The sequence below is a fragment of the Natrinema thermotolerans genome (assembly GCF_031165565.1).
GTDB lineage: Archaea > Halobacteriota > Halobacteria > Halobacteriales > Natrialbaceae > Natrinema > Natrinema thermotolerans.
The window spans coordinates 69,834-92,324 of sequence record NZ_CP101873.1 but is presented as its reverse complement, the minus strand read 5'-3'; the positions used below and the strand labels follow the sequence as shown (position 1 = coordinate 92,324).

The following is a 22,491-nucleotide window of genomic DNA, read 5'->3' as shown; positions in this document are numbered from 1 at the left end:
ACGACCGCCGCGATCCCGGAGCCGCCATCGGATCGTTTTTACCACCGACCTCGATACTAGGAGTCGAATGGTCGCGTCCCGTTCGCTGTGGTTGTTGCTTCCCCGCCCGCTCAGACGGCTGCCGGCGGATCTCGCCGGTGTCCTCGCGCTCGTCGTCGCGACGAACGTCGCGGTGCTGACTCCGTTCCTTCGGGAGACGCCGCTTCGGGTCCCGCTCGGCCTCGCGTTCGTGCTGTTCGTCCCCGGCTACGCCTTCGTTGCGGCGCTGTTTCCCGAGGCTGGCGAGTCGCCCGGCTCGACCGACGGCGACGATGCGGCCGACGGGACGGACGCCGACAGCGCGGACGGCTGGACCGACTCGATCACCTCGCGGGCCGGTATCGACGGCATCGAACGGGTCGCGCTCTCGTTTGGTCTCAGTATCGCCGTCGTCCCGCTGCTCGGACTCGTCCTGAACTTCACGCCGTGGGGCATTCGGCTGGGGCCGATCATGCTCGCGGTCAGCGGCTTCACGCTCGGGGCGACGGCCGTCGCGACCCGCCGACGGTGGGACCTCCCCGAGACGGAGCGGTTTCAGGTCCCCTACCGAGAGTGGTACGCCGCCGGTCGCGAGGAACTGCTCGAGCCGGATACGCGGGCCGACACTGCGTTGAACGTCCTCCTCGTCCTGTCGATCGTCCTCGCGGCGGGCAGCGTCGGCTACGCGGTCCTCGTACCGCCGGAGGGCGAGCAGTTCTCCGCCGTCTACCTGCTGACGGAAGACGACGACGGCGAACTGGTCGCCGACGACTACCCCAGCGAGTTCGTCCGCGGCGAGAGCCAGGAGGTGATCGTCGGCGTCGACAACCACGAGGGCGAGCGGACGGCGTATACGGTGGTGGTCCTCGAGCAGGACGTCGAGGTGATCGCGAACGAGACGACGCTCGAGAACGGGTCGACGACAACGGTCAACGAGACGGTCGTCCGCGACCAGCGCGAACTCGACCGGTTCGGTGCCACGGTCGCGGCCAACGAGAGCTGGCACTACGAGTACGACCTCGAGCCGACGATGACCGGCGAGAACCAGCGGATCGTCTGGCTGCTGTTCCCCGAGGACGACGTGCCGGCCGATCCGTCGATGGACGACACGGAGTACTCCGTCCACCTCTGGGTGTCCGTGAGCGAGTCGGACGGGTGAGGGGGGCCCGTAACTCACCGTCAGATCGGCGATCGAGACTGCGGTCGACGAACTCTCCGCTGTTCGTTGGCATCGGCCCGAGGAGCGTAGCGATTTAAACGGCTTTCGAAGACCGTTCGGCCAGTAAATATATATCCCGACACGAACGTCGAACGGGTAATATGGACGAATGGAAAGCGAACGAAACGCGTCTTTCAGGACGCCCCGGCTCGACCGCATGAGTACGTCGGACGGAGGAACATCGAGCCGGTCGGCGGGCGTCGACTCGACGTCGGGGTCGGCCGATCCGGTGGTGGCCGACAGAGAGTCCGGTACGGCAGGACGGGAGTTCCACGAGGCCGACGAACTGCTTCTCGGACCCGACAGCGATCGCGCGCCGACGATAAGCGTCGTCATGCCGACGCTCAACGAGGAGGAGGGAGTCGCCGAGTGTATCGGCCGGGCCAAGACCGCCATCGCCGAACTCGGCGTGACCGCCGAGATCATCCTGAGCGATAGCTCGAGCGACCGGACGCCCGAGATCGGCCGCGAGATGGGCGCCATCGTCTACGAGCCCGACCGACCTGGCTACGGCTACGCCTACCGGTACGCGTTCGACCGCGCCCGCGGCGACTACATCGTCATCGGCGACGCGGACACCACCTACGACTTCGAAGCCATCCCGCGCCTGCTCGACGAACTGAAAGAGCGCGACGCCGACATGGTGATGGGCAGTCGCCTCGAGGGCGAGATCAAAGACGGCGCGATGCCCGCGCTCCACCAGTACGTCGGGAACCCGCTGCTGACGAAGTTCCTGAACGTCTTCTACGGAGCGGGGGTCAGCGACGCCCACAGCGGCTTTCGTATCATCCGCCGGGAGTGCCTCGACGACCTCGAACTACAGACGACCGGCATGGAGTTCGCCTCCGAGATGATCATGGAGGCCGGCGCACAGGACAAGTCGATCGCCGAGGTGCCGATCACCTACCACGAGCGGGAGGGCGACGCGACCCTCGAGAGCTTCAAAGACGGCTGGCGCCACGTCCGATTCATGCTCGTCAACGCGCCGGGCTACCTGTTCTCGGTCCCGGGACTGCTGTTGAGCGTCGTCGGTCTGCTGGTGATGGGGACGGCGTTTACCGGGGCGTCGATCGGCGACGTGACGCTCGGCATCCACTCGATGATCGCCGGGAGCCTACTGACCATCGTCGGCTACCAGGTCTCGAGCCTCGGCGTCTTCGCGGCCGTCGCGAGCGATCCGATCCAGGTGCCTGACGATCCGATCACGACTCGCATAACCCAGTCGCTGTCGCTCGAGAACGGCGCCACGATCGGTCTGGCACTGTTCGCGGCCGGCAGCGCCTACGCCGGCTGGCTCGTCTACCGGTGGTACGCGAACGGGTTCATGACCCTCGAGTTCACCATGAGTGCGCTGCTTGCGTTTACCGCGATCGTCATCGGCCTCCAGACGGTGTTCTCGTCCTTTTTCCTGAGCGCCGTGAACCGGTAGCGTATCACGGCCTCGGTCTCGGTTCGGTTCCAGTCAGTCGTGCCCCGCGAGCCGGGTTTCCGCGACGGACCGTGAGCGGTCTGTGCGTTTCACCACCATCCGAACCGATAACCCGAAACCGGAGCAGTACGACGGTGAACCCTATCGGAATTCACCAGTCATTGCTATCGCGTGAGTAGCCGAGAACGGACGGCATCGATGCCGTCACCAGAATTGCGCGGCCGGCGTCCCGCAGTCCTCGCAGACCACAGCGGCGTTGCCCTTGTACGTGTCGCGGACGAGGGCGTTCGCCTCGCAGTACGTACACGTCCCCTGTACGATTTCGTCGAGGGCGGCCTCGCGATCCCCCGCTCGTTTCGGTTCTGCGCGCATTATCCGAGACCACTCAGCTTTCTTTTATATGTCTTCTGGCTACGTGATCGCCCGGCGGGGGCGCCCCGAGGTGAGAGCGAACGCATTACGACAGCGACTTCGATCGAACCGTCGGCCGTGCGAAAAGTCCATTAGCCCTGCCTCGAATAGCTCGGAGCAATGCAGGAGACGGACGCCGAGGCGGTTGCCGACACGACCCGGGAGTTCGTCGCCGAACGCGACGACGGCGCGGCCGCACTGGAGGCCGTCCTCGAAGCTGACGACGGCGCCGAGACGTGGACCTTCGACGACATCGAACTGGACTCCGGAACGTTCGGTGAGTTGGTGTCGCAAGGGATTGTCGAAAAGATTGACGGCGAGTACCGGCTCGCGGATCCCGCGGCCGTTCGGCAAGTGATCGGCGGTGACGAAGCGCCCGCTCGAGACGCCGACTCGGACGAGGGTGTCGGATCGCTGCTCGAAGGGGTCGGCGGGATCGATAGCGTTCGCAACGCGGTCGTCGGCTTCGCGACCCTTCGTACCCTCTTCGTCGCCCTCGCACTCACGTTCGTCGGAGCCGTCCGAACCGTGCCCGTCTACGGCGACGTCCACCGGGACGGTCTGGTCGTATTGCCCGGGAACGACCCCTATCGGTACCGCTACTGGCTCGAGCAGCTGGTCGTGAGTGATCTCCAGCCCTGGAACCCGGGTGATCTCAGCGCGATGCCGAGCGAGGTCGCCGGCAACGACGTGTTCTACTACTGGCTGGCCTGGCTCGGCTCGGCACTGCTCGGGAACTCGGCCGACGCGGTCGCGACGGTCCTGACGTGGTACCCGGTCCTCGCTGCGATGGGGACCGGGCTCGTGATCTACGCGTTAGCCATGCGGTTGACCGGGGATTTCCGGATCGGGATTGCGTCGATACTCATACTCGCGTTGATCCCGATTCACTCGACGTACACCTCGCTTGGCTTCGGCGATCACCACGCGCTGGATTACCTGCTGCTGACGCTTGTCGTCGGCAGTCTAGTGGTGCTGGTCGATCGCGATCCGACGGTTCGGCTCGCGGGCGCCGCGCTGTCGGCCCGCTGGGTCGGCGCGATCGGCCTCGGACTCGCGCTGGCCGCCCAGAACGCCGCCTGGCGCGGCGGGCCGATCTGGTTGATCGGGATCGGGCTGTACGTGCTGGTACAGACGATCGCCGACGTGACGAACGACCGCTCGCCGCTCGCGTTCGGTGGGCCCCTCCTCGCGGCCATTGGCCTGTCCGCGCTGGTGACGGGCGTGTTCTGGGGCTGGTTCGACTGGCTCGAGCAGTATCGTGCCGTCGCGCCCGTCCTGTTGTTCGTCGGGAGCGCAGTCGTTATCGCGGGCGGTGAGGCGGCTTGGCGGGTCGACGTGCCGACTCGAGTCGTCGTCGCCGGCGAAGTCGGGGTAGCCGGTTTCGTGGCCGCGATCGCCTGGCTCACGATGCCGGCGGTTTCCGAGACCGGGACGCGCGCACTCGAGTACTTCCAGCGGACCAGTGGATCGGGGATCACCGAGACGGCCTCGCTGTTCTCGGCCGAATTCAATGTCCTCTTCGGGCCAGTGATCTACCTCGGCTCGGCGTTCGTCCTCGCGGTGCCGTTTCTGGGCTGGGCGACCTGGACGGCGTTTCGGTCGGACCACCGCGGTTGGGGCGCTGTCGCGACGATCAGCTGGTATCTGCTCGTCTGGACGGCGATCCAGTTGCGGTTCGCGGCCGAACTCGCGCCTTTCGTCGCGCTGTTTGCCGGGGTCGGATTCGTCGCGCTCCTCTCGTGGATCGAGCTGATCGACCCGGCGACGATCTTCCAGGGCGAAGCCGAGACGGAATCGAAGGAGCAGTCGTTCGCCGACGGCGCTATCAGTCGGTCATCGCTTCCCTCCCCGTCCAGAAGCGCGTATATCGTCGGCGGCTTCCTCCTGCTCTCGAGTTTCAGCCTGATCTTCGTCCCGAGTCACATGGCTGACGTGACCGCCGAGGAGTCGACGGTCGAGACGGCGACGTGGCTCGAGGAGTACAGCGATGAACAGGGCTATGAGTACCCACAGAACTACGTCTTCAGTCCGTGGAGCGATAACCTGCGGTACAACTACTTCGTCAACGGCGAGTCGGCGTCGTATAGATACGCACAAGACAATTACAAGGACTTCGTTTCCGCGAGCGATCCTGACGACTGGTATCGGCAATTGCAACAACAGGGACGGTTCGTCGTCACCCACGATATCGACGGCACGTATCCGGCCTCGAGTACGCAGGCGACGTTGCACGACAGGCTGGGTAGTCGCGGGAACGGAACATCGGGGGCGGGCCACTATCGAGCGCTGTCCGTCTCCGACGACCGGGGTCGAGCGGCGTTCGAACTCGTTCCGGGGGCTCGACTGACCGGCGGCGGCCCGGCCAACGAGACGATCACCGTCGAAACCGACGTGGAAATCGACGGGGAGACGTTCACGTACGAACGGCAGGTCGAGACGAATCGATACGGCGATTACGGCGTGACCGTTCCCTACGCCGACGAGTACGTGACTGCTGGGGAGACTCGGTCGGTTACAGTCGCCGATATTCAGAATGGTGAAAACTTCGGTCAAATTCGTGCCCATTGGACATTCGACGAAGGTAACGGTAACTCTGTTTCCGACCCGGTTGGGGGTGATGTAGCAACAGTCGACAGTGCTGAATGGATTGAGGGCGTCAACGGCTCTGGGCTGCACTTCAACGGGAGTGGTTCAACTGTTATTAGAAATGATCGGACTCAAGGTGTTGCAAATGGTTCGTTCTCGGTATCACTCTGGGTGAAGGGAAATCTTACGACGAGTGGCGCAGACTATCCGACAATTTTACGCCGTAGTGGTGATGGAGGATACGGGTTTTGGGCAGGATCGAAAGCCAACTACTTCGGATTTCGAGTCTATGATGCCGACAATAATGGTGTTGATGCGTTTGGGATGAATAATACGGAATTTGAAAATTGGACCTTAGTCACAGCAGTCGTTGATCGGAACCACGAGACAGTCCATTTGTACCGAAATGAGACACTCGTAACAACCCGTAATGCAAGCACTCTTGGTCCGATTAGAGAACCAGATACATTATCCCTTGGTGGACAACCGAATGACAACTTTGTTACTGCCTCTGTCGATAGCGTACGAATCTATTCAGAACCACTCACTTCTAAGGATGTTAGCCAACTGTACAAAGAAAACAGAATTAGTACTTGAAACCGATATTAATTTCTGGTATTAGGACGAGACGATATTATTGACATATAAAAATATTCATGTCAATAATTATTCAAACTTTGCTTGTCTCTCCCTTTCCCGACAATAAAAATTTATTCATTTTTATTTTTAATATGCATTTCGGCAGTTTGCTCGAGTCCCTCCTCAAACGACCAGTCAGGTTCCCAGCCGAGTTGCTCGATCTTCCCTGTCTCGAGGGCGTACCGCTGGTCGTGGCCCGCACGATCCTCGACGAACGTGATTTGGTCTTCGGAACCACCGACGGCTTCGAGGATCGCCTCCGTTACTTCGAGGTTCGTTCGTTCTTCGCCCGAGCCGATATTGTAGATTTCGCCGACCTCGCCCTCCCGGAGGACGAGATCGAGGGCGCGGCAGTTGTCCGCGACGTAGATCCACTCGCGGACGTTCGAGCCGTCGCCGTAGACAGGGAGGTTCTCCCCCGCGGCGGCGTTGCGGAGGAACTTCGGGATGAGTTTCTCCGTATGCTGTCGCGGCCCGAAGTTATTGCAGGTTCGGGTGATGAGAACGGGGAGATTGTGCGTCGTCTCGTAGCTCTTGGCCAGCAGATCGGCGCTTGCCTTCGTCGCGGCGTAGGGGTTTCGCGGGTTCAACGGATCGTCCTCGCTGAAGGTCCCATCAAGGATCTGGCCGTATACCTCGTCGGTCGAGATCTGGAGAAACCGGTCGAGGTCAGTCTCGACCGCAGCATCGAGAAGCGTCCGGGTTCCCTCGACGTTCGTCTCGACGAAGGGAGCCGCCCCTTCGATCGAGCGGTCGACATGGGATTCGGCCGCGAAGTTGACGACCGCGTCCGCGTCCGCGACGAGACCCGCGACGAGATCGCTGTCACAGACGTTGCCCTCGACGAACTCGTGTCGCGGGTGATCGATGACACCCGCTAGGTTGTCGCGCGAGCCGGCGTAGGTCAGGGCGTCCAACGTCACGACTTCGTCGTCGCTGTTCTCGAGGAGATAGTGAACGTAGTTGGAGCCGATGAATCCCGCGCCCCCCGTAACGAGTATTCGCATACGATCACGTGTCGCCAGCATATATTTACAGTTTCGGGAACCCAGTGCAGTCATGACGATCCTGATTCTCGGTTCCGGGGGACTGCTCGGAAGCGCGCTCGTCGATCGCTGTCTCAAGCGATCGATCGACGCGGTCGGAACCTATCACTCGAGTCCGCCGTCGTTCGAACTTCCGCTCGAGCAACACGATATCCGTGACACGGAGACGTTCCGGACCCTGTTGGACGAGTATCGACCCGACGCCGTTGTGAATTGTGCGGCGATGACCGACGTCGACGGCTGCGAGTCCGACCGGGAAGCTGCCTTCGAGATCAACGGCACCGCTCCCGGCGGCCTCGCCGAGTGCTGTGCGAACCGCGGCGTCCCGTTCGTCCACGTTTCCACGGACTACGTCTTCGATGGGGTCGCCGTCGACCCCTACGACGAAGCGGCAGTGGCCGAGCCGATTCAGGTCTACGGCGAATCGAAACTCGCCGGCGAGGAGGCAGTTCGAGCGGTCGACGGATCGATGCTAGTGACGCGACTCTCGTTCGTCTACGGCGTCCGCGGCGATACGAACGAATTGGTGGGTTTCCCGACCTGGGTTCGCGACACGCTGGCCGCCGGCGACGAGGTGCCGCTGTTCGTCGATCAGCGGCTGACCCCGACTCGAGCCGGCCAGGCCGCGGCGACGATTCTTGATCTCCTCGCGACCGATGCCGAGGGCGTGTTTCACGTCGCGAGTCGCTCGTGCGTAACGCCCTACGAATTCGGCCGGGAGATCGTTCGGGTTCAGGACGCGGACGAGACGTTGCTCAACGAGAGCCAGCAGTCGGACGTCTCACGGCCCGCCGACCGGCCGTCGTATACGTGTCTCGACGTGCATAGAGTCGAGGAGGAACTGGACCGTCGCCAACCGACGCTCGAAGCGGACCTCGAGGCGATCGCGGCGCAGTTTTAGAGTTCGTACTGCTCGGCGTGGTCGAGGAAGAAGGTCCGCTCTTCCTCGGGAAGGTCGGTGAACCGGAGGACGTTCTCGCAGCCGAGTCCCGGACACTTCATGACGCGGTTCGACTCGAGTTCGTTCGCCGAGACGACGGTACCACAGGCCGTACAGGTGTGGGTGATAATACGCATTGTCAGAGTTTGAGCTGGGAGTTCTCTCCGACGACGAGACGTCGTCCCTCCGGCAGCTGGTCGTCGGCCCGGCCGACGTTCGCGCCGCGCCCGAGGAGGCTGTCCACGATCTTGCCGTTGGTCGCGATCGTCGACGCCCCGATGACGACGCTGTTCTCGATGTGGACGCCCTCGAGCGTCGATTCCGGGCCGATCGAGGTGTACGGACCGACGTACGTGCCCGACTCGACGACGGTGTTGGGACCGATCGAAACCGGGCCGCGGACGACCGCCCCGTCTTCGATCGTCGCCGTCTCGTGGAGTTCGATCCGGCCTTCGACGGTGGCGTCGGGTCCGATCCGGCCCTCCCGAACCAGATCCTCGTCTTCTAGTACGAGGCGGTTGGCCTCGAGGATGTCTTCGGGTTTGCCCGTGTCCTTCCACCAACCCTGAACGACGTGGGAGTCGATCGAGTGGCCGTCCTCGAGCAGCGTCTGGATCGCGTCCGTGATCTCGAGTTCGCCCCGCCAGGAGGGCTCGAGGCGCTCGATCACGTCGAAGACCTCGTTCGAGAAGACGTAGATCCCGATGAGCGCGAGGTTCGTCGGCGGGTCGTCGGGCTTCTCGATGAGTTGCGTGACGGTCCCGTCGTCGTCGACGTCGGCGATCCCGAACTGTTCGGGCGTGTCGACCTCCTGCAGCGCGATTCCGGCCCCGTAGTCACCGCGCTCGAAGCTCTCGACGAGGTCGGCGATCCCCTGCTTGAGGATGTTGTCACCGAGGTACATCACGAAGTCGTCGTCACCGACGAAGTCCCGAGCGCAACCAGCGGCGTGGGCCAGTCCCAGCGGGTTCCCCTGAACGATGTAGGTGATGTCGACCCCGTAATCACTGCCGTCACCGAGCAGTTCCTGAATCTCCTCGCGGCCCTTGTGCCCGAGGACGACGCCGATCTCCGTGACGCCGGCTTCCTTGAGATCCTCGATCGCGTACTCGAGGACCGGTTTGTTCGCGACTGGGACGAGCTGTTTCGGGCCGGTGTGGGTAATCGGGCGGAGTCTCGAGCCCGTTCCCCCCGACAGAAGTACGCCTTTCATCGGTTACTCGTGCGGTTCCGCCTCCCAGTCCAAAGGAATTTCGTCCGTGTCGTAGGGGATGCGTTCCTCGTCGGGCTCGTCGTAATCGTAGAGTTTCGACGGGAAGTTGAGCAGGAACGCGGGCTCATCTCCGATCGCCTTGAAGCCGTGCCAGCAGCCCCCGGGGATGCGGATCGCTTTCTGGTTATGTTCGCCGATGACGAACGTATCCAGTTCGCCCTGCGTGGGGGAGTCCTCTCTGTCATCGTAGATCCCCACCTTGATCCGTCCCTTCGGGCAAATGAAGTGGTCGATCTGGCCCCCGAGGTGGCGGTGCCAGGCACGAACAATACCAGGATAAGTCATCGAATAGTACGACATCGCCGGGTCGGGATCGTAGAGGTTCCAGTCTTCGCGGAAGACCTCCACGAGGTGACCTCGCTCGTCGGTATTCACCTGGAGATCTCGGACTTTGACGTCATGAATCATCGGAGTAAGAAACTGATTCGGGTACGTTGTGATAGATGTAATGGTTCTAAAGAAGAGCCTGTGTGTATTGGGAATATATCAGTAGTATGCCAAACAAAAATATGTTTGACTGTATAATTCGGATTGTGTGGGGTGAAATTAGGTTGTTGCTTATTCCAGAACAGGTAAACACTCTCTCATTACTAAATTATCGATAGAGGAGTGCTGTTGCAACCATTCGACGAATCGGTTTCAAATTTCTCATTACTTTCCTCTCTGAATCATGAGCATCAATGGGTAGGGTCATTGTCTCTGGCCAGAGTTTCTCAATAAGGTTATGAAAGAGTCGATTATGTCGCCGGTCTTCATATGGAACGGAAAGGGTTAATTCTAAAAGTCGTCGACAATTAAACAAAATGTGTGTGTCCTGCGCAATATCCCACTCCAAGAGGGATAGTCCTTGCCAGATACCAATACGATGTTCCCAATAATAAAGATCATATGGGTCAAATCCGGCATTTCCAGATGGATCAAAGGCGGTCTTTTCAATAAATTCTTGGAAAGCCCCACGAACAAATTTGGAATCATGAGCAATCCCATAGAGACGGGATTGCATCGCGGCATCAGCCTCAGGAAGAAAAGCATAACTATCTCGATAGAATGTTCGGCCAACCTCAGCTACATTGGATTTCAAATGGAGGCGGTTCGAGGGGTATTGTTCGAGAAGGGCTTTCCCCATTCGTGCTCGAAATGGTGAAGACATACCTGCCACATTTTCAGAGAAAAATGTATAGAACTTGTCACCTACATTATTTGGAACATTGACCGTCCTGTGGTTAAGGTCAAGTGCTGTGCAGAGTTCACGTGCAATAGCCGCCTCTTTCCGACTCTCGTCATCAAATACTAATGTGTAGTAAAGGACATCATCTGCTACGTTACGAGTCGCAGCGAGCGTAAGCCGACTGTCTAATCCAGCAGTCAGTGAAACCGCTAGTGGTTTCGAATCTGAAAGAAGTTGAACTTGTGATTTCAATAATTCAGCAACTTCACCAGCAACATCTGCAACCGATCGTTCAGTTCGCTGACTGCGAGGATAAAAGCGTTCTATCGTCATTTCTGGAATTTCTAGAAGGGTATTTGGTGTAAGTGATCTAATTGACTGGTACGGGGTCTTGATACCTGGGAAATAGCTGTCGCGGTGTGACTGATAAACGTTTGAGTCTCGGAATGCGACAGCGTCAGGGTCCTCTGACATCCCGGTTACATCGGCAAGCAGCGTGGGGTGAGAAGCGACTGCCGGTACGTCAATATTATAGAATGCCGAACGATTTGCTGTCGCATCAGTTACAATAAATGTTGAATCAGTTGAGTGTACAAGGAGAAGAAACCGCCCAGCTAAATAGTCTAACCTATCAAAAAATTTTGCTCTTGACTCTTCGTATCGTTCCCCGAGGGACATGGTAACTTTGTCTATATCGAATGTTTTCGCTCGGCAGTCGAGGATACGGCCAATGCAAACTATCTCAGTATCATCGACTGAACTCGTTGAAATCTCAAGATTAGAACTATACCTAATAGCATATCGTCCAACACTGGTTGACTTCCACGACGCTGGCACTGCTCCAGAATTGTCGTATTGCTCTTCTGTGAGCAAATAGCCACGAGAATAGAGTAAGTTATCGTATTTCAATCCCATTTTGCTCAAAAATGCATCCACGCCTATATAGTAGTATTGCAAAACCTTGGGGTATGCTAACATTGGAGACATTTATGGTATAAATTCAATCATGGGAGAAACAAGTCGCTGTGCTATTTCTCTTATTGGTGAGTACACAAGAACAATAGAACCATAGACCAGTACTCCGAAGCAAATTACGCTTCCGAGTTCAATAATGGTATTAATTTCGATATAGATCTGTACACTGTAGACACAGATCCCCATGGCGGCTGATGCGACAATACTCCACAACGCTTTTTGAACAGGAAAATCAATATTCAAGAATTGTGTGAGATAATGAGCGTGTAGGGATGTGTTCACAATGAATGATAACGTAGTCGCGATCGCTGCGCCAACAATACCGAACTTCCAAATCAACACGACGTTCAGCACGAGATTAACCAATATTGAAACTGCTGTCGCGTAGGCAGCTAAGTCCGGACGGTCAATCGCTTGGAGTGATCTGCCCAGTACGACATGGACTGCTTGGAATACTTTCTCACCAGCTAGAATTATCAGTACAAACCAAGCGACGGTGAATTCCGGCCCGAACATTATTTTGAGAAGGTCCCGTGAGAGGACTGCTATTCCGACAAAGGCTGGAGTTACTAAGAGGAAAGCAGGGAGGAGAGCTGTCGGGATGACGCTCTCAATCTGGTCAACTGCACCATCAGCGTTCCAGTGACTAACTTGAGGAAAGAGTGCTGTTGCAATCGACTGGCTGAGCAGCATCACGACAAGGGATAGCCGCCATGCATTCTCGTATGCGCCAATTTCGCCACGAGTAACTGCAGTCCCCACTGCGACAAAAACTGATAACATCGCAACATCCATCCAATTGTAGAAGTAGTCTCCGATTGATGATATTACGCTGAACTTCCCGTAATCGATCAATGAATCTACATGCTCGAGAGTGGGATTAGAGATTGGCGTTGACACTTTCCACCAACCAACAATAAGCATGAGTGTTGAACCCACGAGGTATCCATAGACTAGTGAATAGACACCGTATCCTTGTAGATAGAGTACGTATCCGGAACTAATCCAGCCAATAGGACGAAGAATCTCTACAAGCGCTGTTTCGCCGACGCGCATCTCGCCACGGAGTACAGTCACAGAGAGTTGTGCAGTTTGCCTCACGAACAGTGCTACAATGAGCGCGAGCGTAAGGTCAGCACCGAGATATTGCGTGACATATCGACGTGAGTAATGTATTAATAGGGATATTAAAATTAATGGTGGAAATTTAAGCGCTATCGCAGTTCCGAGATATTTACTCTTATCGGCACCCTCGCTGATTCGCTTCTCAGTAGCACTCGAGATGCCAAAGTCTGTTGGGATAGATAGGATGCCGACGAGAGCGATGAAAGGATAATACGTCCCGAGCGGGGCTGCTCCGAGCTTTCGCGAAAAGATAATAATAGCGAGAAAATTGAGAATAGCAGCCCCAATCTTAGCTACAAATATCTTCAGACTTGATTGGGCTAGATTCATCGGGATACCAACACCGTTGAGTGTATTCAGAGTATTGATTAATGGGTTACGTTCGAGCCATATGTGAAATTCTAATCAATTATCCGCTCTTGTTTATATGACGGATTCAACTAGTGCCTCTATTTTTGGTCGGACAGTTCTAAGGCTATATTTTTCAATACAGCGGCTCCTAGCGATTTGTCCAAGTTCTGTACGTCTGTCAGGATCATCCACGAGAGTCTGGAGACTTTGATAAAGTTCATTCGTGTCACTTGGCTCCACAACCAGTCCGCCATCACCAACAATCTCTGGAATATCCGATACAGCAGTCGTTACGATCGGCACCCCCATTGCCATTGCATCAAATAATTTAGCAGGTATCTGGCCCTTTGATGCTTCTGTCCGCTGCTGTGGGATACACGCAATATCGGATGCAGCGTACCACTTTGGAATGGAATCAAACGGCTGGTAGCCACGAATATCAACCCGGTCATTAGTTGTCTGGTTTAAACTTGCCGTATAGTCCGAATTGTCACCACCGATAATAAGAAGACGAACACGTTTATTGCCTATTAAATTCACTGCCTCAATTAGCTTCTCTACTCCTTTATGAGGTCTCGGAGTTCCAAAAAACAATATCACAATGTCTTCGCTAGGAATGTCAAACTCTTTTCGACACGAGACTTTTGAGTGCCGACTGGGTGAAAATTTTTCTGTGTCCCGTACATGTCGTATGATCTGTCCACCGAAGCGTTGCTGTAGTAGGGAATTTGAGACTGTTAGACCATCAGCCAAATCCGTGACTGATTCCAACGCACGGGTATAGTAGAATGAATTGAAATTAATGAGGCGGGGTATTCGTTCAATATAGGGCGTACTAAATGTTTCGAATTGATCAAATTGTGTCTCCCAGTCATCAATATCAAGAAGGAGCGGTTGTCCATTAAGACGCGATTTCAGTAGACCGAGGCCGTAACTTGTCATCCGAGGTTTTGAAGCATAAACGACATCACCATCTATTAATCTTAAAAGGTCACCCACATCATAGGGGAACCGATGGATGCGAGAGTTCGTTTCCAGAGATTTATATTCATGTTTCTCACACAGTGGGTCCCAGATCCCAGATTTCAATTCGGGGCCAACTATCTCGATATTATACCTATCGCTCAATAATTGAGCCAGTACATGCGCTCGACCTAGACAGTTGTGAGAGACATCATAAGAGAGTATGGATACTTTCTCTACCATCTCGATACTGGGCAAAGTGCGGAAGAAGTAATCAAGATAACGAATCCAAAACGGTTAACACCGACTAGTGTATGAAAAATCGATTGAGAATTAGTATTAAACTCATATGGAGATCAAAATAATATTTCTATCGCCAATTGAGAAGAATATTACTTAAAATACCTGGCTAAGTCATGCCGCAACATCTGTGGCCAGAAGAGGATTCGGTTTCACTACACTCAAATATCTTTAGGAGAAAGAACCTGTATGGATGTTCAGAAAGGGTCTATAATATATGCATGTATTGGATTTTCTTTTGGCTTGCTTGGTTTGGTGAGACAATCATTTTTATTAATTCTTTTTCTCTTCTTATAATACTCCTAGGTATAACTAGAACGAAGGAATGGAATCCCCTTATTGCTCTCCTTGGACTGGGAGTTTTTTGGCCAAGTATCACCTCATTTGGGCACCTCTATGGCCGAGATAGCCACCCAGCCGCCATTATTGCAGATACGATTGCTCAGACCCAAACGGAAATTCCGGTAGATACAGGATTTGAAGCTGGTTTTTCTAAGACCCCTGGTCTCCATTCCCTAGCAATCGTTACAAGTGAGGTCACAAGTCTCCCAATTGTCCCAGCAGTCAGGTGGAAGCCACTTATCACAGGTATTTTACCATTCATAATATTTATAGTGTCTTTACTGATTGTTCTATTAACTATACGTCGCTTTTATCCACATCGACCGATAGGACTTTCGGTGACGATCCTTCTATTTTGGACCCCAATGCTAGCATTTAGGAGTGCGTTTCGCCGACCAACAATTGGTCTTTTTGCCTTTAGTATGATTGTTTGCCTTTATTATTGGTACGACCAGACTGGTCAACGACGATATCTTGTTCCTCTTTTTCTAATAATCCCAATTGCAATTACTGGTCATCATCTTGCGACCGTAATGATGATTCTTTATTCAGGGATTTACCTACTAACTAGAACAAAAAACCGGCAACTCATGTTAGCATTAATAATTGGATCGTGTGTCGTCTTGTATTATGTTTTCTTTAATCTTGGCGGATCTAATATCATTATGTGGATTGCTGGTGCAGGATACCTTTTGCTTGAGGGAGGATCACTCGATCCAGTTCTGCCAACATATCGAATTCAGGGCAATTCGGTAAGCTTCTTTCAAGGAACTGTTGCTCCATGGATATATCAACTAATTCTAGCTATTGGGGTTGCATGTTATGCATTTCTATCCCGGACGCGAAGGTCATATCATTTCCTACTCTGGGGTATTTTGACTGGAATATTATCAGTCATTGCATTTGCAACTAATGTCGTAGATTATACTCGTATGATGACTTATTTTGTTATCGGCGCAGGCTGGGTGGCCCCTTGGGGATATCAAGATGCGATTAATATAGTTTCCTCAGAAAGGGCACGACATGTGACTACTGCTATAATTGTGTGTCTATTCCTCCTGGGGGCCTCAATGGTACCGTTGCATACGGTGAGTCAGAGTAATCCAGAATATCTTACTGGAGAGACGAGCCAAAACTATCCAAAACAGCAATATGCTGTAGCTAATTGGATAGATAACCATAAGACTACTCCTCCCCGAACAATAGTTGGCGATACTGATACGATAGAGACGACTGCACCATTAACCGGTTCATTCGCTACTCCTGCTATCAGAGTTATTCTATCGTCTGATGTTCCATCTGGCCATTTAGTTGTTTTATCTAAATACCGAAATAGCGTGATATTCCATGGGACTTATCAGAATGAGGTAGTCGTGATAAAGTATAATTCTATACAACAATTTGATTCATCATCAAACACCATCTATTCCAATAATGGATTTAATGTGTATGGAAATTCTAGCATTTGATTATATTATGTTGGGCATTCATAAATAGAATAGTCGGACCCATATTTTGTCACGTTCTACTTCAAACGATAGATTATTCTTACCGGAAGTATCCATAGTCAAGGTGGGATCAATATGAGGATTCTAATGTTACAAGATCACTGGTGGCCTGAGGTCGGTGGGGGTCCAAATCACGTCCGCGATCTCTCAGAGTCCATTGAACAAGCAGGTCACGAAGTCGATGTGTATACACGAGCATTACGTAGTGGAGGTGAACTATACGATAGTCGGGAACAACTCGGTGAAGATATAGATGTCGTTCGTCGAGGGCCAACTACTGAATTCCATAATCCAATAGGCCGGATTACTACTACACTTTCAATAGTGCCTTGGTCTTCTCTTTCGAAATACGACATAATACACACGCATACATTTCTGCCGGCAGTTTCCGGAAAGCTAGCCTCGCTTATTTCAGGGACTCCGGTTGTCCTCACAGTCCATGGTACGGCAATTCCGAGTGGGGTTGGCTTATCCAACTCAGGTATTAGGAACAAGATTGAGCGTGAGATCGAGAAAGTACTACTACTTCGACTGAATTACAATTATGTTATCTCTGTTAACCAAGAGCATCTCGACCTTTTATCACCAAAACATAAAAATATAGAATACATACCAAACGGGGTAGATATCGATAGATTCCAAACCGATGGAAAAGATAGTGGATATGTTCTCTATCTAGGACGATTGGCCCGCGAAAAACGGGTAGGTGACCTAATATCTGCATTCTGTGAGATTGCCAACGAACACGAGGATCTTGAGCTTGTAATTGTGGGTGATGGACCTGAGAGAGAAAACCTAGAACAGGCCGCTCGCGAAACCCCGTTCGCGGGACGGATCCAGTTCAAAGGACGAGTCCCAGACAAAGAGATTCCTGAATACTACTCAAGAGCGTCGGTTTTTGTACTGCCGTCAATATGGGAGGGTCATCCATTGACACTCTTAGAGGCCTGGGCGAGCAAAACACCAGTAGTCACGACTAACGTCGAAGGAATTCGAGAGTTCGTAAAACATGAAAGAAATGGTTATCTTGTCGAACCGAAATCGCCCGATGAGATTGCTGAAGGTATTCGATTTCTTATCGAAAACCAGAACCTGAAAGAACAGATCATTGAAAAAGCCTACTCGGAGGTCGTTCAGGAATTCTCATGGGAGTCAGCCGCACAAGAGACTATTAGGGTATACCGAGAGATCATAGATGGATACTAAAGTAAGTGTTATAATACCGACATATAATCGTCCACAAAAGTTAGAGGAAGCCTTAGATACAGTAAATAACCAATCCTACGAAAATATAGAAATAATTGTAGTTAATGACGGATCAGATGTATCCTATTCTACAGTAACAGCGTTGGATAATCCGAATGTGAGGTATTTCAAACATTCGGAGAACCAAGGAGCATGTGCAGCAAGAAACACAGGAATTAAGCAAGCCAGTGGAAAGTTTCTTGCTTTCCTAGATGATGACGATAAGTGGCGACAAAGCAAGGTTAGAGAAGGGATTAATGAGTTAGAAACATCAGATAAGGATACGAAAGTATGCTATAGTGGAGTTATACACAAAAATGGAAATGGTGATGTAAAATCAGTTAAGAAGGCTAAGAATAGAGGCTGGATAACTGATGAAATTTTGCTCGGAAACTTTGTCGGAACTTTTTCAAATGTGATCATTGAAAAAGAAGCGGTCTTAGAGACGGGATTATTGGACGAAGACTTCCCTGCTTGGCAGGATTGGGAATGGTACATCCGTCTTTCGTTAGATCATAAATATACATATAACAAATCTAATAATACAGTCCATGTCGAACATGAAGAGGAACGAATGAGTTCAGATAGCACCCGTACAGAATCTGCATTATATAAGATGATTGACAAGCATACTGATACTGCGCGTAAATATGGGTTGTCCAAAAAATTCCAATCGCGGTGTTACTCTACGAAAGCAAGGTATGGGTTAACGACAGGCAATTATGACAAAGCAATCCAATTCTCATTACTATCTCTTGTTCTTGACAAAAGTAATATGCATGGTCTGAAAATTCTGGCTGCCGCGCTTGATGATGGATTGGGATATCGAGCAATTCGAAGTGTAAAGTCGTTATTCCACTACATCCGATAATAACATCCAAAATATCCCCTAAAACTATATCTTCACAGACTTTTCATCCACTATAGTTTTTATTATAGCAGGGTATACATCGAAAGAGTGTTGATATCTAATCAACAATTAATATGCAATGAATACCGCTTTCATTTCTAACGTTGTCTTTCCGTTCGTCAAAGGTGGTGCTGAGAAACGCATTCACGAGATCGGGAGGCGGCTCGCGGCGGAGGGCCACGAGATCACCGTCTACGGCCGGCAGTTCTGGGACGGTCCGCAGGTGATCGATTACGAGGGCGTCACGCTCTACGGCGTCGCGTCCGCCGCGGAACTCTACGCCGACGACCGTCGGTCGATCACGGAAGCCATCGACTTCTCGACGCGACTGCTCCCCCATCTCCGCCGAAACATCGACGATCACGACCTCGTCGTCGCCTCCCTGTTTCCCTACTTCCCCGTTCTCGCGTCCAAACTCGTGACCCTCGGAACTGAGACCCCGCTCGTTACGACCTGGCACGAGGTCTGGCTCGACCACTGGGACGAGTACCTCGGCCACCTAGCTCCCTTCGGCAAAGCCATCGAGCGACTCACCGCGAACACGCCACACTATCCGATCGCCGTCTCCGGCGTCACCGCCGATCGGCTCACCGAGATCGGCCCGGCTCGAGACCGGATCGAGGTCGTCCCGAACGGCCTGGACGTAACCCAGATAGAAACCACCGAACCAGCCGCGGAGGGCTTCGACGTCCTCTATGCCGGCCGGCTCGCCGAACACAAGAACGTCGACCTCCTCCTCGAGGCGTTCGACCAAATCGCCGACACCCGCCCGGACGCGACGCTGGGCGTGATCGGCGACGGTCCGGAGCGAGACGCGCTCGAGGCCCGAGCGCAGACCCTCGAGCATGCCGACCGAATCACCATGCTGGGCTTTCTCGAGGAGTACGACGATGTCCTCGCTCACATGCGCGCGGCGGACGTGTTCGCTTCTCCCTCCACTCGCGAGGGGTTCGGGATCACGTTCGCCGAAGCGATGGCCGCGGACTGTACCGTCATCGCGGCCGACCATCCCGAATCGGCCGCCTCGGAAGTGATCGCCAACGCCGGGTTTCTCACGCCCCCAGCAGTCGACGACCTCGCGAGCGTCCTTGAGCGAGCGCTTGCGGGCGACCGTCCCGCGACAGACCCCACGGCTCGAGCGCGGCGATACGACTGGGACAGCGTAGCCGAGCAGGCCGAGGCGTGTTACCGGCGAGCGATCGACGGCACTTGGTAACTCGGCAGAGACGACACGATCCACGTGCGACAGCCGGCCGATCGATCCACCGCGGGTGGGACTGAAAGGGGCGACGGCGCTCGAGGTGCGAGACGACGTAAGCACCGCAGGACGGAGTCCGAGGAGCGAAGCGAGTCGCAGCGCTCGAGCGCCGTCGGGGCTTTCTGGACGTCGTCACCGGACACGACAGTACCGAACTCCTCAGAAGCAGTCGGTCTGATGTGGCTGCAACGGAGACATCGTCGTCCTCTCGCAGCCGCCATTCCACGCCGATCGATTCGTGGTCCGTCTCGGATCGAAAGGCGCGGGAGACTCGAGTTCAGTCGTCCTCGAGTTCGCTCGCGTCGAGTTCGCCCTCGAGATAGTCGTGTCCGGTATCCGTGAGTTGGTAGAGACCGGTATCGACGGAGGCCAGTAGGCCCGCGTCGACCAGCCGTCCGCATCGTTTACTCACGTACTGCCGATCGTATTCGATGTTAGCGGCGAGTACCTTCGGCGAAACCTGAATGGGATGCTCGTCAAAAAAGAGCATGATTTCATAGTCAACGGGAGCCATCCAGGACACTCGCTCGACCATCAGTGGCCAATACCACCCCAGCAGAACGGAAAAACAGGTGCTATCTACGGAGAGCATATCTACATTCGTATTTATATTTGGACGACGTACGTAGTCAAGACTTTTGTCAACGGAGTATATAATCGTAAGTGCGGAAGCTACGCGTGATCCCGACAGGGCACAAAACGGCGGACCGGTGCTTGGCTCACCGAGTCCGCGAGTAGCTCCCGTCCGACCCACGGAAGCATGACGAACGACGAGACACGGGATTGTGAAACTCCCGACCGACCGGACGCATCGATACCGACCGCTCGAGCCTGTGCTGACTGTTCGATTCGCCAGCGGCTGGCAGCGATCGACCGACTCGCACGGAGTCTCCTCGCGGACGTTCAGGCCACCAACGAGGCCCCACTCGAGGATCTCGAGCCCGAGACGCGACGGGCGGCGACGCGACGGCTCCGGGAGGTGCGGGCCGAGGCCGAACGCGTCGAACTCGAGCTGTTCGGCTCGCCGCTGGCGTCGCCCGCGGACGACCCGGCACCGGCGACGGTCGTCGGTTGCGGATCGCTCGCGACGGCCTATCGCGGTCCGGACCCCGGAGCCGGGGACGACGTCCTCGAGTCCGTCCCCGATGACGAGGGCGTCGATCCCGACCGACGGCACGGGTAGCCGAACCGCCCCACCTAGCGGTCGCCGATTTTCCGTATTCGATCGGCGACGGAAAACGCACTGCGAGACGCGACAACGGGTCCTCGAGGACGAGTACCGGCCCACCACGACCCGCCGTCAGCGCCGCCCCGATCTCGGACGCCGATCGATCGGTGTCCGACTAACCCTGGTCGTCGACGGCCCGCCCGCAGTGCGTACAGAGGTCGTCCTGCCAGGGGACCGTGATTCGGACCTCCCGTTCGGTACCGCAGTGGTGACAGCGTCTGGTCTCCGTTTCCGTGTTCTCCTGCATGTTCTCCCCCATGGTTTCGAACGCCAACCCGGCCGCGCTTGAATATTCTGGCCGAATAGCACACGATATCTAAAACGTACGTCGAATCGATAGGTCGCCGCAGGGGCGATACCGCGTCCCCGTCCGCCACGAACGGAGTATCGCGTGGGTGTTCCCCGCCCGACGAACGGCAGTCGGAGACGATCGGCCGCCGGTGAACCGCCGCTGTCGCTGCTCGAGGGACGAGCCTCCTGACCGAGAAGTGACTCCCCGCGAGACGCCACGGGTACGGGCCGGGCTCAGTCCTCGGTGTACTGCGCACAGACCCGCCGGATCCCCTCCTCGAAGTCGATCTGGGGTTCCCAGCCGATCGCCTCGCGGATCTTCGAGGCGTCGGCACAGGTGTCATGCACGTAGACATCCTCGGGGATGGGATTCTCGACGTACTCGGGCTCGACGTCGGTCCCGAGTTCGTCGTTGATCATCTCGACGACCGTGTCGAAGTCGTAGGCTTCGCCGGTCCCGAGGTTGTAGATCCCGTCGAGTTCGGCCGCTGCGGCCCCCTCGAGCCCGCGGACGATATCGGAGACGTGGGTGAAGTCCCGGGTTTGGGTCCCGTCGCCGTACAGGACCGGCGACTCGCCGTTTGCGATGTCGTCGGCGAACTGCGCGATCACGTTGGCGTACTCGCCCTTGTGTTCCTCCGCGCCGCCGTAGCCTTGATAGACCGAGAAGAAGCGCATGCCGGCCATCGACATGTCGTAGTGGTTCGCAAAGTACTCGCCGTAGCGCTCGCGGGCGAGTTTCGAGGCCTCGTAGCCGGTGTCGACGCCTACGTCCATGTCCTCGGGCGAGGGCTCGGTGCGGCTGCCGTAGATCGACGACGTCGAGGCGTAGACCACCGTGTCACAGCCGTCCTGTCGGGCCTGCTCGACCACGTTGACGAAGCCCTCGACGTTCACGCGAGCGCCCGTGGTCGGGTCCTCCTCGTGCATCGCATAGGACGACAGCGCCGCGAGGTGGAAGACGACGTCGACGTCCGTCGGCAGGTCGTCCGCGAGGACGCTCGCGTCGACGAAGTCGACGTCCTCGTCGAGGTTCTCCGGCGTACCCAGATACTGGTCGTCGACGACGGTCACGTCGTTGTTCGCGGCGAGGTGATTCGCCAGGTTCGAGCCGATGAATCCCGCCCCGCCGGTGACGAGAACGGTCCGATCGTCCAGAGTCATATCGAAAATCCCAGTTCGGTGATCCATAGGTGTTTTGAAAGCCCGAGCGGTGGCAACGACTGCGACTGACGCGACCGGCCAGCAGTCGACGACAGGCCG

At 55.3% G+C, this 22,491-nt stretch carries 20 protein-coding genes; 9 read left to right on the top strand and 11 right to left on the bottom strand.

Annotated elements, in window-relative coordinates; all coding sequences use genetic code 11:
• Nucleotides 1-67 precede the first annotated feature (67 nt).
• Entirely contained in the window at nucleotides 68-1,177 is a 1,110-nt protein-coding gene (locus tag NP511_RS00490) for a DUF1616 domain-containing protein (protein ID WP_049966712.1), read from the top strand.
• 217 nt (nucleotides 1,178-1,394) lie between these two features.
• Nucleotides 1,395-2,666 carry a glycosyltransferase family 2 protein gene (locus NP511_RS00485; RefSeq protein WP_084158321.1) on the top strand — a complete coding sequence of 424 codons (1,272 nt, stop codon included), beginning with the start codon at nucleotides 1,395-1,397 and terminating at the stop codon, nucleotides 2,664-2,666.
• Nucleotides 2,667-2,870: 204 nt separating this feature from the next.
• Here the strand turns inward: NP511_RS00485 and NP511_RS00480 are convergent, their stop codons facing one another.
• Nucleotides 2,871-3,038 (bottom strand): HVO_A0556 family zinc finger protein, encoded by a 168-nt coding sequence (locus NP511_RS00480; RefSeq protein WP_158413763.1) that lies wholly within the window; start codon nucleotides 3,036-3,038, stop codon nucleotides 2,871-2,873.
• A gap of 159 nt (nucleotides 3,039-3,197) precedes the next feature.
• On the opposite strand from NP511_RS00480, the gene NP511_RS00475 reads away from it, so the two are divergent.
• On the top strand, nucleotides 3,198-6,263 hold the full coding sequence (locus NP511_RS00475) for a LamG-like jellyroll fold domain-containing protein (protein ID WP_049966711.1): 3,066 nt from the start codon (nucleotides 3,198-3,200) through the stop codon (nucleotides 6,261-6,263).
• 113 nt (nucleotides 6,264-6,376) lie between these two features.
• Here NP511_RS00475 and rfbB read toward each other — a convergent pair whose 3' ends face one another.
• Nucleotides 6,377-7,312, bottom strand: coding sequence for a dTDP-glucose 4,6-dehydratase (gene rfbB, locus NP511_RS00470; RefSeq protein WP_049966710.1), 936 nt, complete (start codon nucleotides 7,310-7,312; stop codon nucleotides 6,377-6,379).
• A 52-nt stretch (nucleotides 7,313-7,364) separates the two neighbouring features.
• Here rfbB and rfbD point away from each other — a divergent pair, with 52 nt between their 5' ends.
• Nucleotides 7,365-8,252: a dTDP-4-dehydrorhamnose reductase gene (gene rfbD / locus NP511_RS00465; RefSeq protein WP_049966709.1), complete on the top strand. Its 888-nt coding sequence runs from the start codon at nucleotides 7,365-7,367 to the stop codon at nucleotides 8,250-8,252.
• Here the strand turns inward: rfbD and NP511_RS00460 are convergent.
• The 6 genes from NP511_RS00460 to NP511_RS00435 form a co-directional block, all read right to left on the bottom strand.
• On the bottom strand, nucleotides 8,249-8,428 hold the full coding sequence (locus NP511_RS00460) for a hypothetical protein (protein WP_049966708.1): 180 nt from the start codon (nucleotides 8,426-8,428) through the stop codon (nucleotides 8,249-8,251). The two genes, rfbD and NP511_RS00460, sit on opposite strands and share 4 nt — an antisense overlap.
• Before the next feature lie 2 nt (nucleotides 8,429-8,430).
• Nucleotides 8,431-9,504 carry a glucose-1-phosphate thymidylyltransferase gene (locus NP511_RS00455; RefSeq protein WP_049966707.1) on the bottom strand — a complete coding sequence of 358 codons (1,074 nt, stop codon included), beginning with the start codon at nucleotides 9,502-9,504 and terminating at the stop codon, nucleotides 8,431-8,433.
• Between the two features lie 3 nt (nucleotides 9,505-9,507).
• A complete protein-coding gene (locus NP511_RS00450) occupies nucleotides 9,508-9,972 on the bottom strand; it encodes a dTDP-4-dehydrorhamnose 3,5-epimerase family protein (protein ID WP_049966706.1) in 465 nt (154 codons plus the stop codon).
• A 187-nt stretch (nucleotides 9,973-10,159) separates the two neighbouring features.
• Nucleotides 10,160-11,719: an asparagine synthase-related protein gene (locus NP511_RS00445; RefSeq protein WP_136396919.1), complete on the bottom strand. Its 1,560-nt coding sequence runs from the start codon at nucleotides 11,717-11,719 to the stop codon at nucleotides 10,160-10,162.
• Entirely contained in the window at nucleotides 11,720-13,162 is a 1,443-nt protein-coding gene (locus tag NP511_RS00440; RefSeq protein WP_049966704.1) for an oligosaccharide flippase family protein, read from the bottom strand.
• A gap of 93 nt (nucleotides 13,163-13,255) precedes the next feature.
• Nucleotides 13,256-14,182 (bottom strand): glycosyltransferase family 4 protein, encoded by a 927-nt coding sequence (locus tag NP511_RS00435; protein ID WP_158413762.1) that lies wholly within the window; start codon nucleotides 14,180-14,182, stop codon nucleotides 13,256-13,258.
• A gap of 485 nt (nucleotides 14,183-14,667) precedes the next feature.
• On the opposite strand from NP511_RS00435, the gene NP511_RS00430 reads away from it, so the two are divergent.
• The 4 genes from NP511_RS00430 to NP511_RS00415 all read left to right on the top strand — a co-directional run bounded on the left by NP511_RS00430 (nucleotide 14,668) and on the right by NP511_RS00415 (nucleotide 19,667).
• Nucleotides 14,668-16,257 carry a hypothetical protein gene (locus tag NP511_RS00430; RefSeq protein WP_136396918.1) on the top strand — a complete coding sequence of 530 codons (1,590 nt, stop codon included), beginning with the start codon at nucleotides 14,668-14,670 and terminating at the stop codon, nucleotides 16,255-16,257.
• Between the two features lie 126 nt (nucleotides 16,258-16,383).
• Nucleotides 16,384-17,502: a glycosyltransferase family 4 protein gene (locus tag NP511_RS00425; RefSeq protein WP_158413761.1), complete on the top strand. Its 1,119-nt coding sequence runs from the start codon at nucleotides 16,384-16,386 to the stop codon at nucleotides 17,500-17,502.
• Nucleotides 17,492-18,412 (top strand): glycosyltransferase family 2 protein, encoded by a 921-nt coding sequence (locus tag NP511_RS00420; protein WP_084158318.1) that lies wholly within the window; start codon nucleotides 17,492-17,494, stop codon nucleotides 18,410-18,412. The genes NP511_RS00425 and NP511_RS00420 overlap by 11 nt, the downstream gene beginning before the upstream one ends.
• 118 nt (nucleotides 18,413-18,530) lie before the next feature.
• Nucleotides 18,531-19,667, top strand: coding sequence for a glycosyltransferase family 4 protein (locus NP511_RS00415; protein WP_049966703.1), 1,137 nt, complete (start codon nucleotides 18,531-18,533; stop codon nucleotides 19,665-19,667).
• 319 nt (nucleotides 19,668-19,986) lie between these two features.
• Here the strand turns inward: NP511_RS00415 and NP511_RS00410 are convergent, their stop codons facing one another.
• Nucleotides 19,987-20,244, bottom strand: coding sequence for a MarR family transcriptional regulator (locus NP511_RS00410; protein ID WP_211249120.1), 258 nt, complete (start codon nucleotides 20,242-20,244; stop codon nucleotides 19,987-19,989).
• A gap of 225 nt (nucleotides 20,245-20,469) precedes the next feature.
• On the opposite strand from NP511_RS00410, the gene NP511_RS00405 reads away from it, so the two are divergent.
• The gene (locus NP511_RS00405; protein WP_049966702.1) at nucleotides 20,470-20,892 is read left to right on the top strand and encodes a hypothetical protein; all 423 of its coding nucleotides are present in this window, start codon (nucleotides 20,470-20,472) and stop codon (nucleotides 20,890-20,892) included.
• 160 nt (nucleotides 20,893-21,052) lie between these two features.
• On the opposite strand, the gene NP511_RS00400 is transcribed toward NP511_RS00405, so the two are convergent.
• The gene (locus NP511_RS00400; protein WP_158413760.1) at nucleotides 21,053-21,196 is read right to left on the bottom strand and encodes a hypothetical protein; all 144 of its coding nucleotides are present in this window, start codon (nucleotides 21,194-21,196) and stop codon (nucleotides 21,053-21,055) included.
• A 266-nt stretch (nucleotides 21,197-21,462) separates the two neighbouring features.
• Entirely contained in the window at nucleotides 21,463-22,392 is a 930-nt protein-coding gene (locus NP511_RS00395) for an NAD-dependent epimerase/dehydratase family protein (protein WP_049966701.1), read from the bottom strand.
• Nucleotides 22,393-22,491 lie beyond the last annotated feature (99 nt).

Coding starts and splice junctions, on each gene's coding strand:
- NP511_RS00490 (WP_049966712.1), top strand. CDS start 68: ATGGTCGCGTCCCGTTCGCTGTGGTTGTTGCTTCCCCGCCCGCTCAGA.
- NP511_RS00485 (WP_084158321.1), top strand. CDS start 1,395: ATGAGTACGTCGGACGGAGGAACATCGAGCCGGTCGGCGGGCGTCGAC.
- NP511_RS00480 (WP_158413763.1), bottom strand. CDS start 3,038: ATGCGCGCAGAACCGAAACGAGCGGGGGATCGCGAGGCCGCCCTCGAC.
- NP511_RS00475 (WP_049966711.1), top strand. CDS start 3,198: ATGCAGGAGACGGACGCCGAGGCGGTTGCCGACACGACCCGGGAGTTC.
- rfbB (WP_049966710.1), bottom strand. CDS start 7,312: ATGCGAATACTCGTTACGGGGGGCGCGGGATTCATCGGCTCCAACTAC.
- rfbD (WP_049966709.1), top strand. CDS start 7,365: ATGACGATCCTGATTCTCGGTTCCGGGGGACTGCTCGGAAGCGCGCTC.
- NP511_RS00460 (WP_049966708.1), bottom strand. CDS start 8,428: ATGCGTATTATCACCCACACCTGTACGGCCTGTGGTACCGTCGTCTCG.
- NP511_RS00455 (WP_049966707.1), bottom strand. CDS start 9,504: ATGAAAGGCGTACTTCTGTCGGGGGGAACGGGCTCGAGACTCCGCCCG.
- NP511_RS00450 (WP_049966706.1), bottom strand. CDS start 9,972: ATGATTCATGACGTCAAAGTCCGAGATCTCCAGGTGAATACCGACGAG.
- NP511_RS00445 (WP_136396919.1), bottom strand. CDS start 11,719: ATGTCTCCAATGTTAGCATACCCCAAGGTTTTGCAATACTACTATATA.
- NP511_RS00440 (WP_049966704.1), bottom strand. CDS start 13,162: ATGAATCTAGCCCAATCAAGTCTGAAGATATTTGTAGCTAAGATTGGG.
- NP511_RS00430 (WP_136396918.1), top strand. CDS start 14,668: ATGTATTGGATTTTCTTTTGGCTTGCTTGGTTTGGTGAGACAATCATT.
- NP511_RS00425 (WP_158413761.1), top strand. CDS start 16,384: ATGTTACAAGATCACTGGTGGCCTGAGGTCGGTGGGGGTCCAAATCAC.
- NP511_RS00420 (WP_084158318.1), top strand. CDS start 17,492: ATGGATACTAAAGTAAGTGTTATAATACCGACATATAATCGTCCACAA.
- NP511_RS00415 (WP_049966703.1), top strand. CDS start 18,531: ATGAATACCGCTTTCATTTCTAACGTTGTCTTTCCGTTCGTCAAAGGT.
- NP511_RS00410 (WP_211249120.1), bottom strand. CDS start 20,244: ATGGTCGAGCGAGTGTCCTGGATGGCTCCCGTTGACTATGAAATCATG.
- NP511_RS00405 (WP_049966702.1), top strand. CDS start 20,470: ATGACGAACGACGAGACACGGGATTGTGAAACTCCCGACCGACCGGAC.
- NP511_RS00400 (WP_158413760.1), bottom strand. CDS start 21,196: ATGGGGGAGAACATGCAGGAGAACACGGAAACGGAGACCAGACGCTGT.
- NP511_RS00395 (WP_049966701.1), bottom strand. CDS start 22,392: ATGACTCTGGACGATCGGACCGTTCTCGTCACCGGCGGGGCGGGATTC.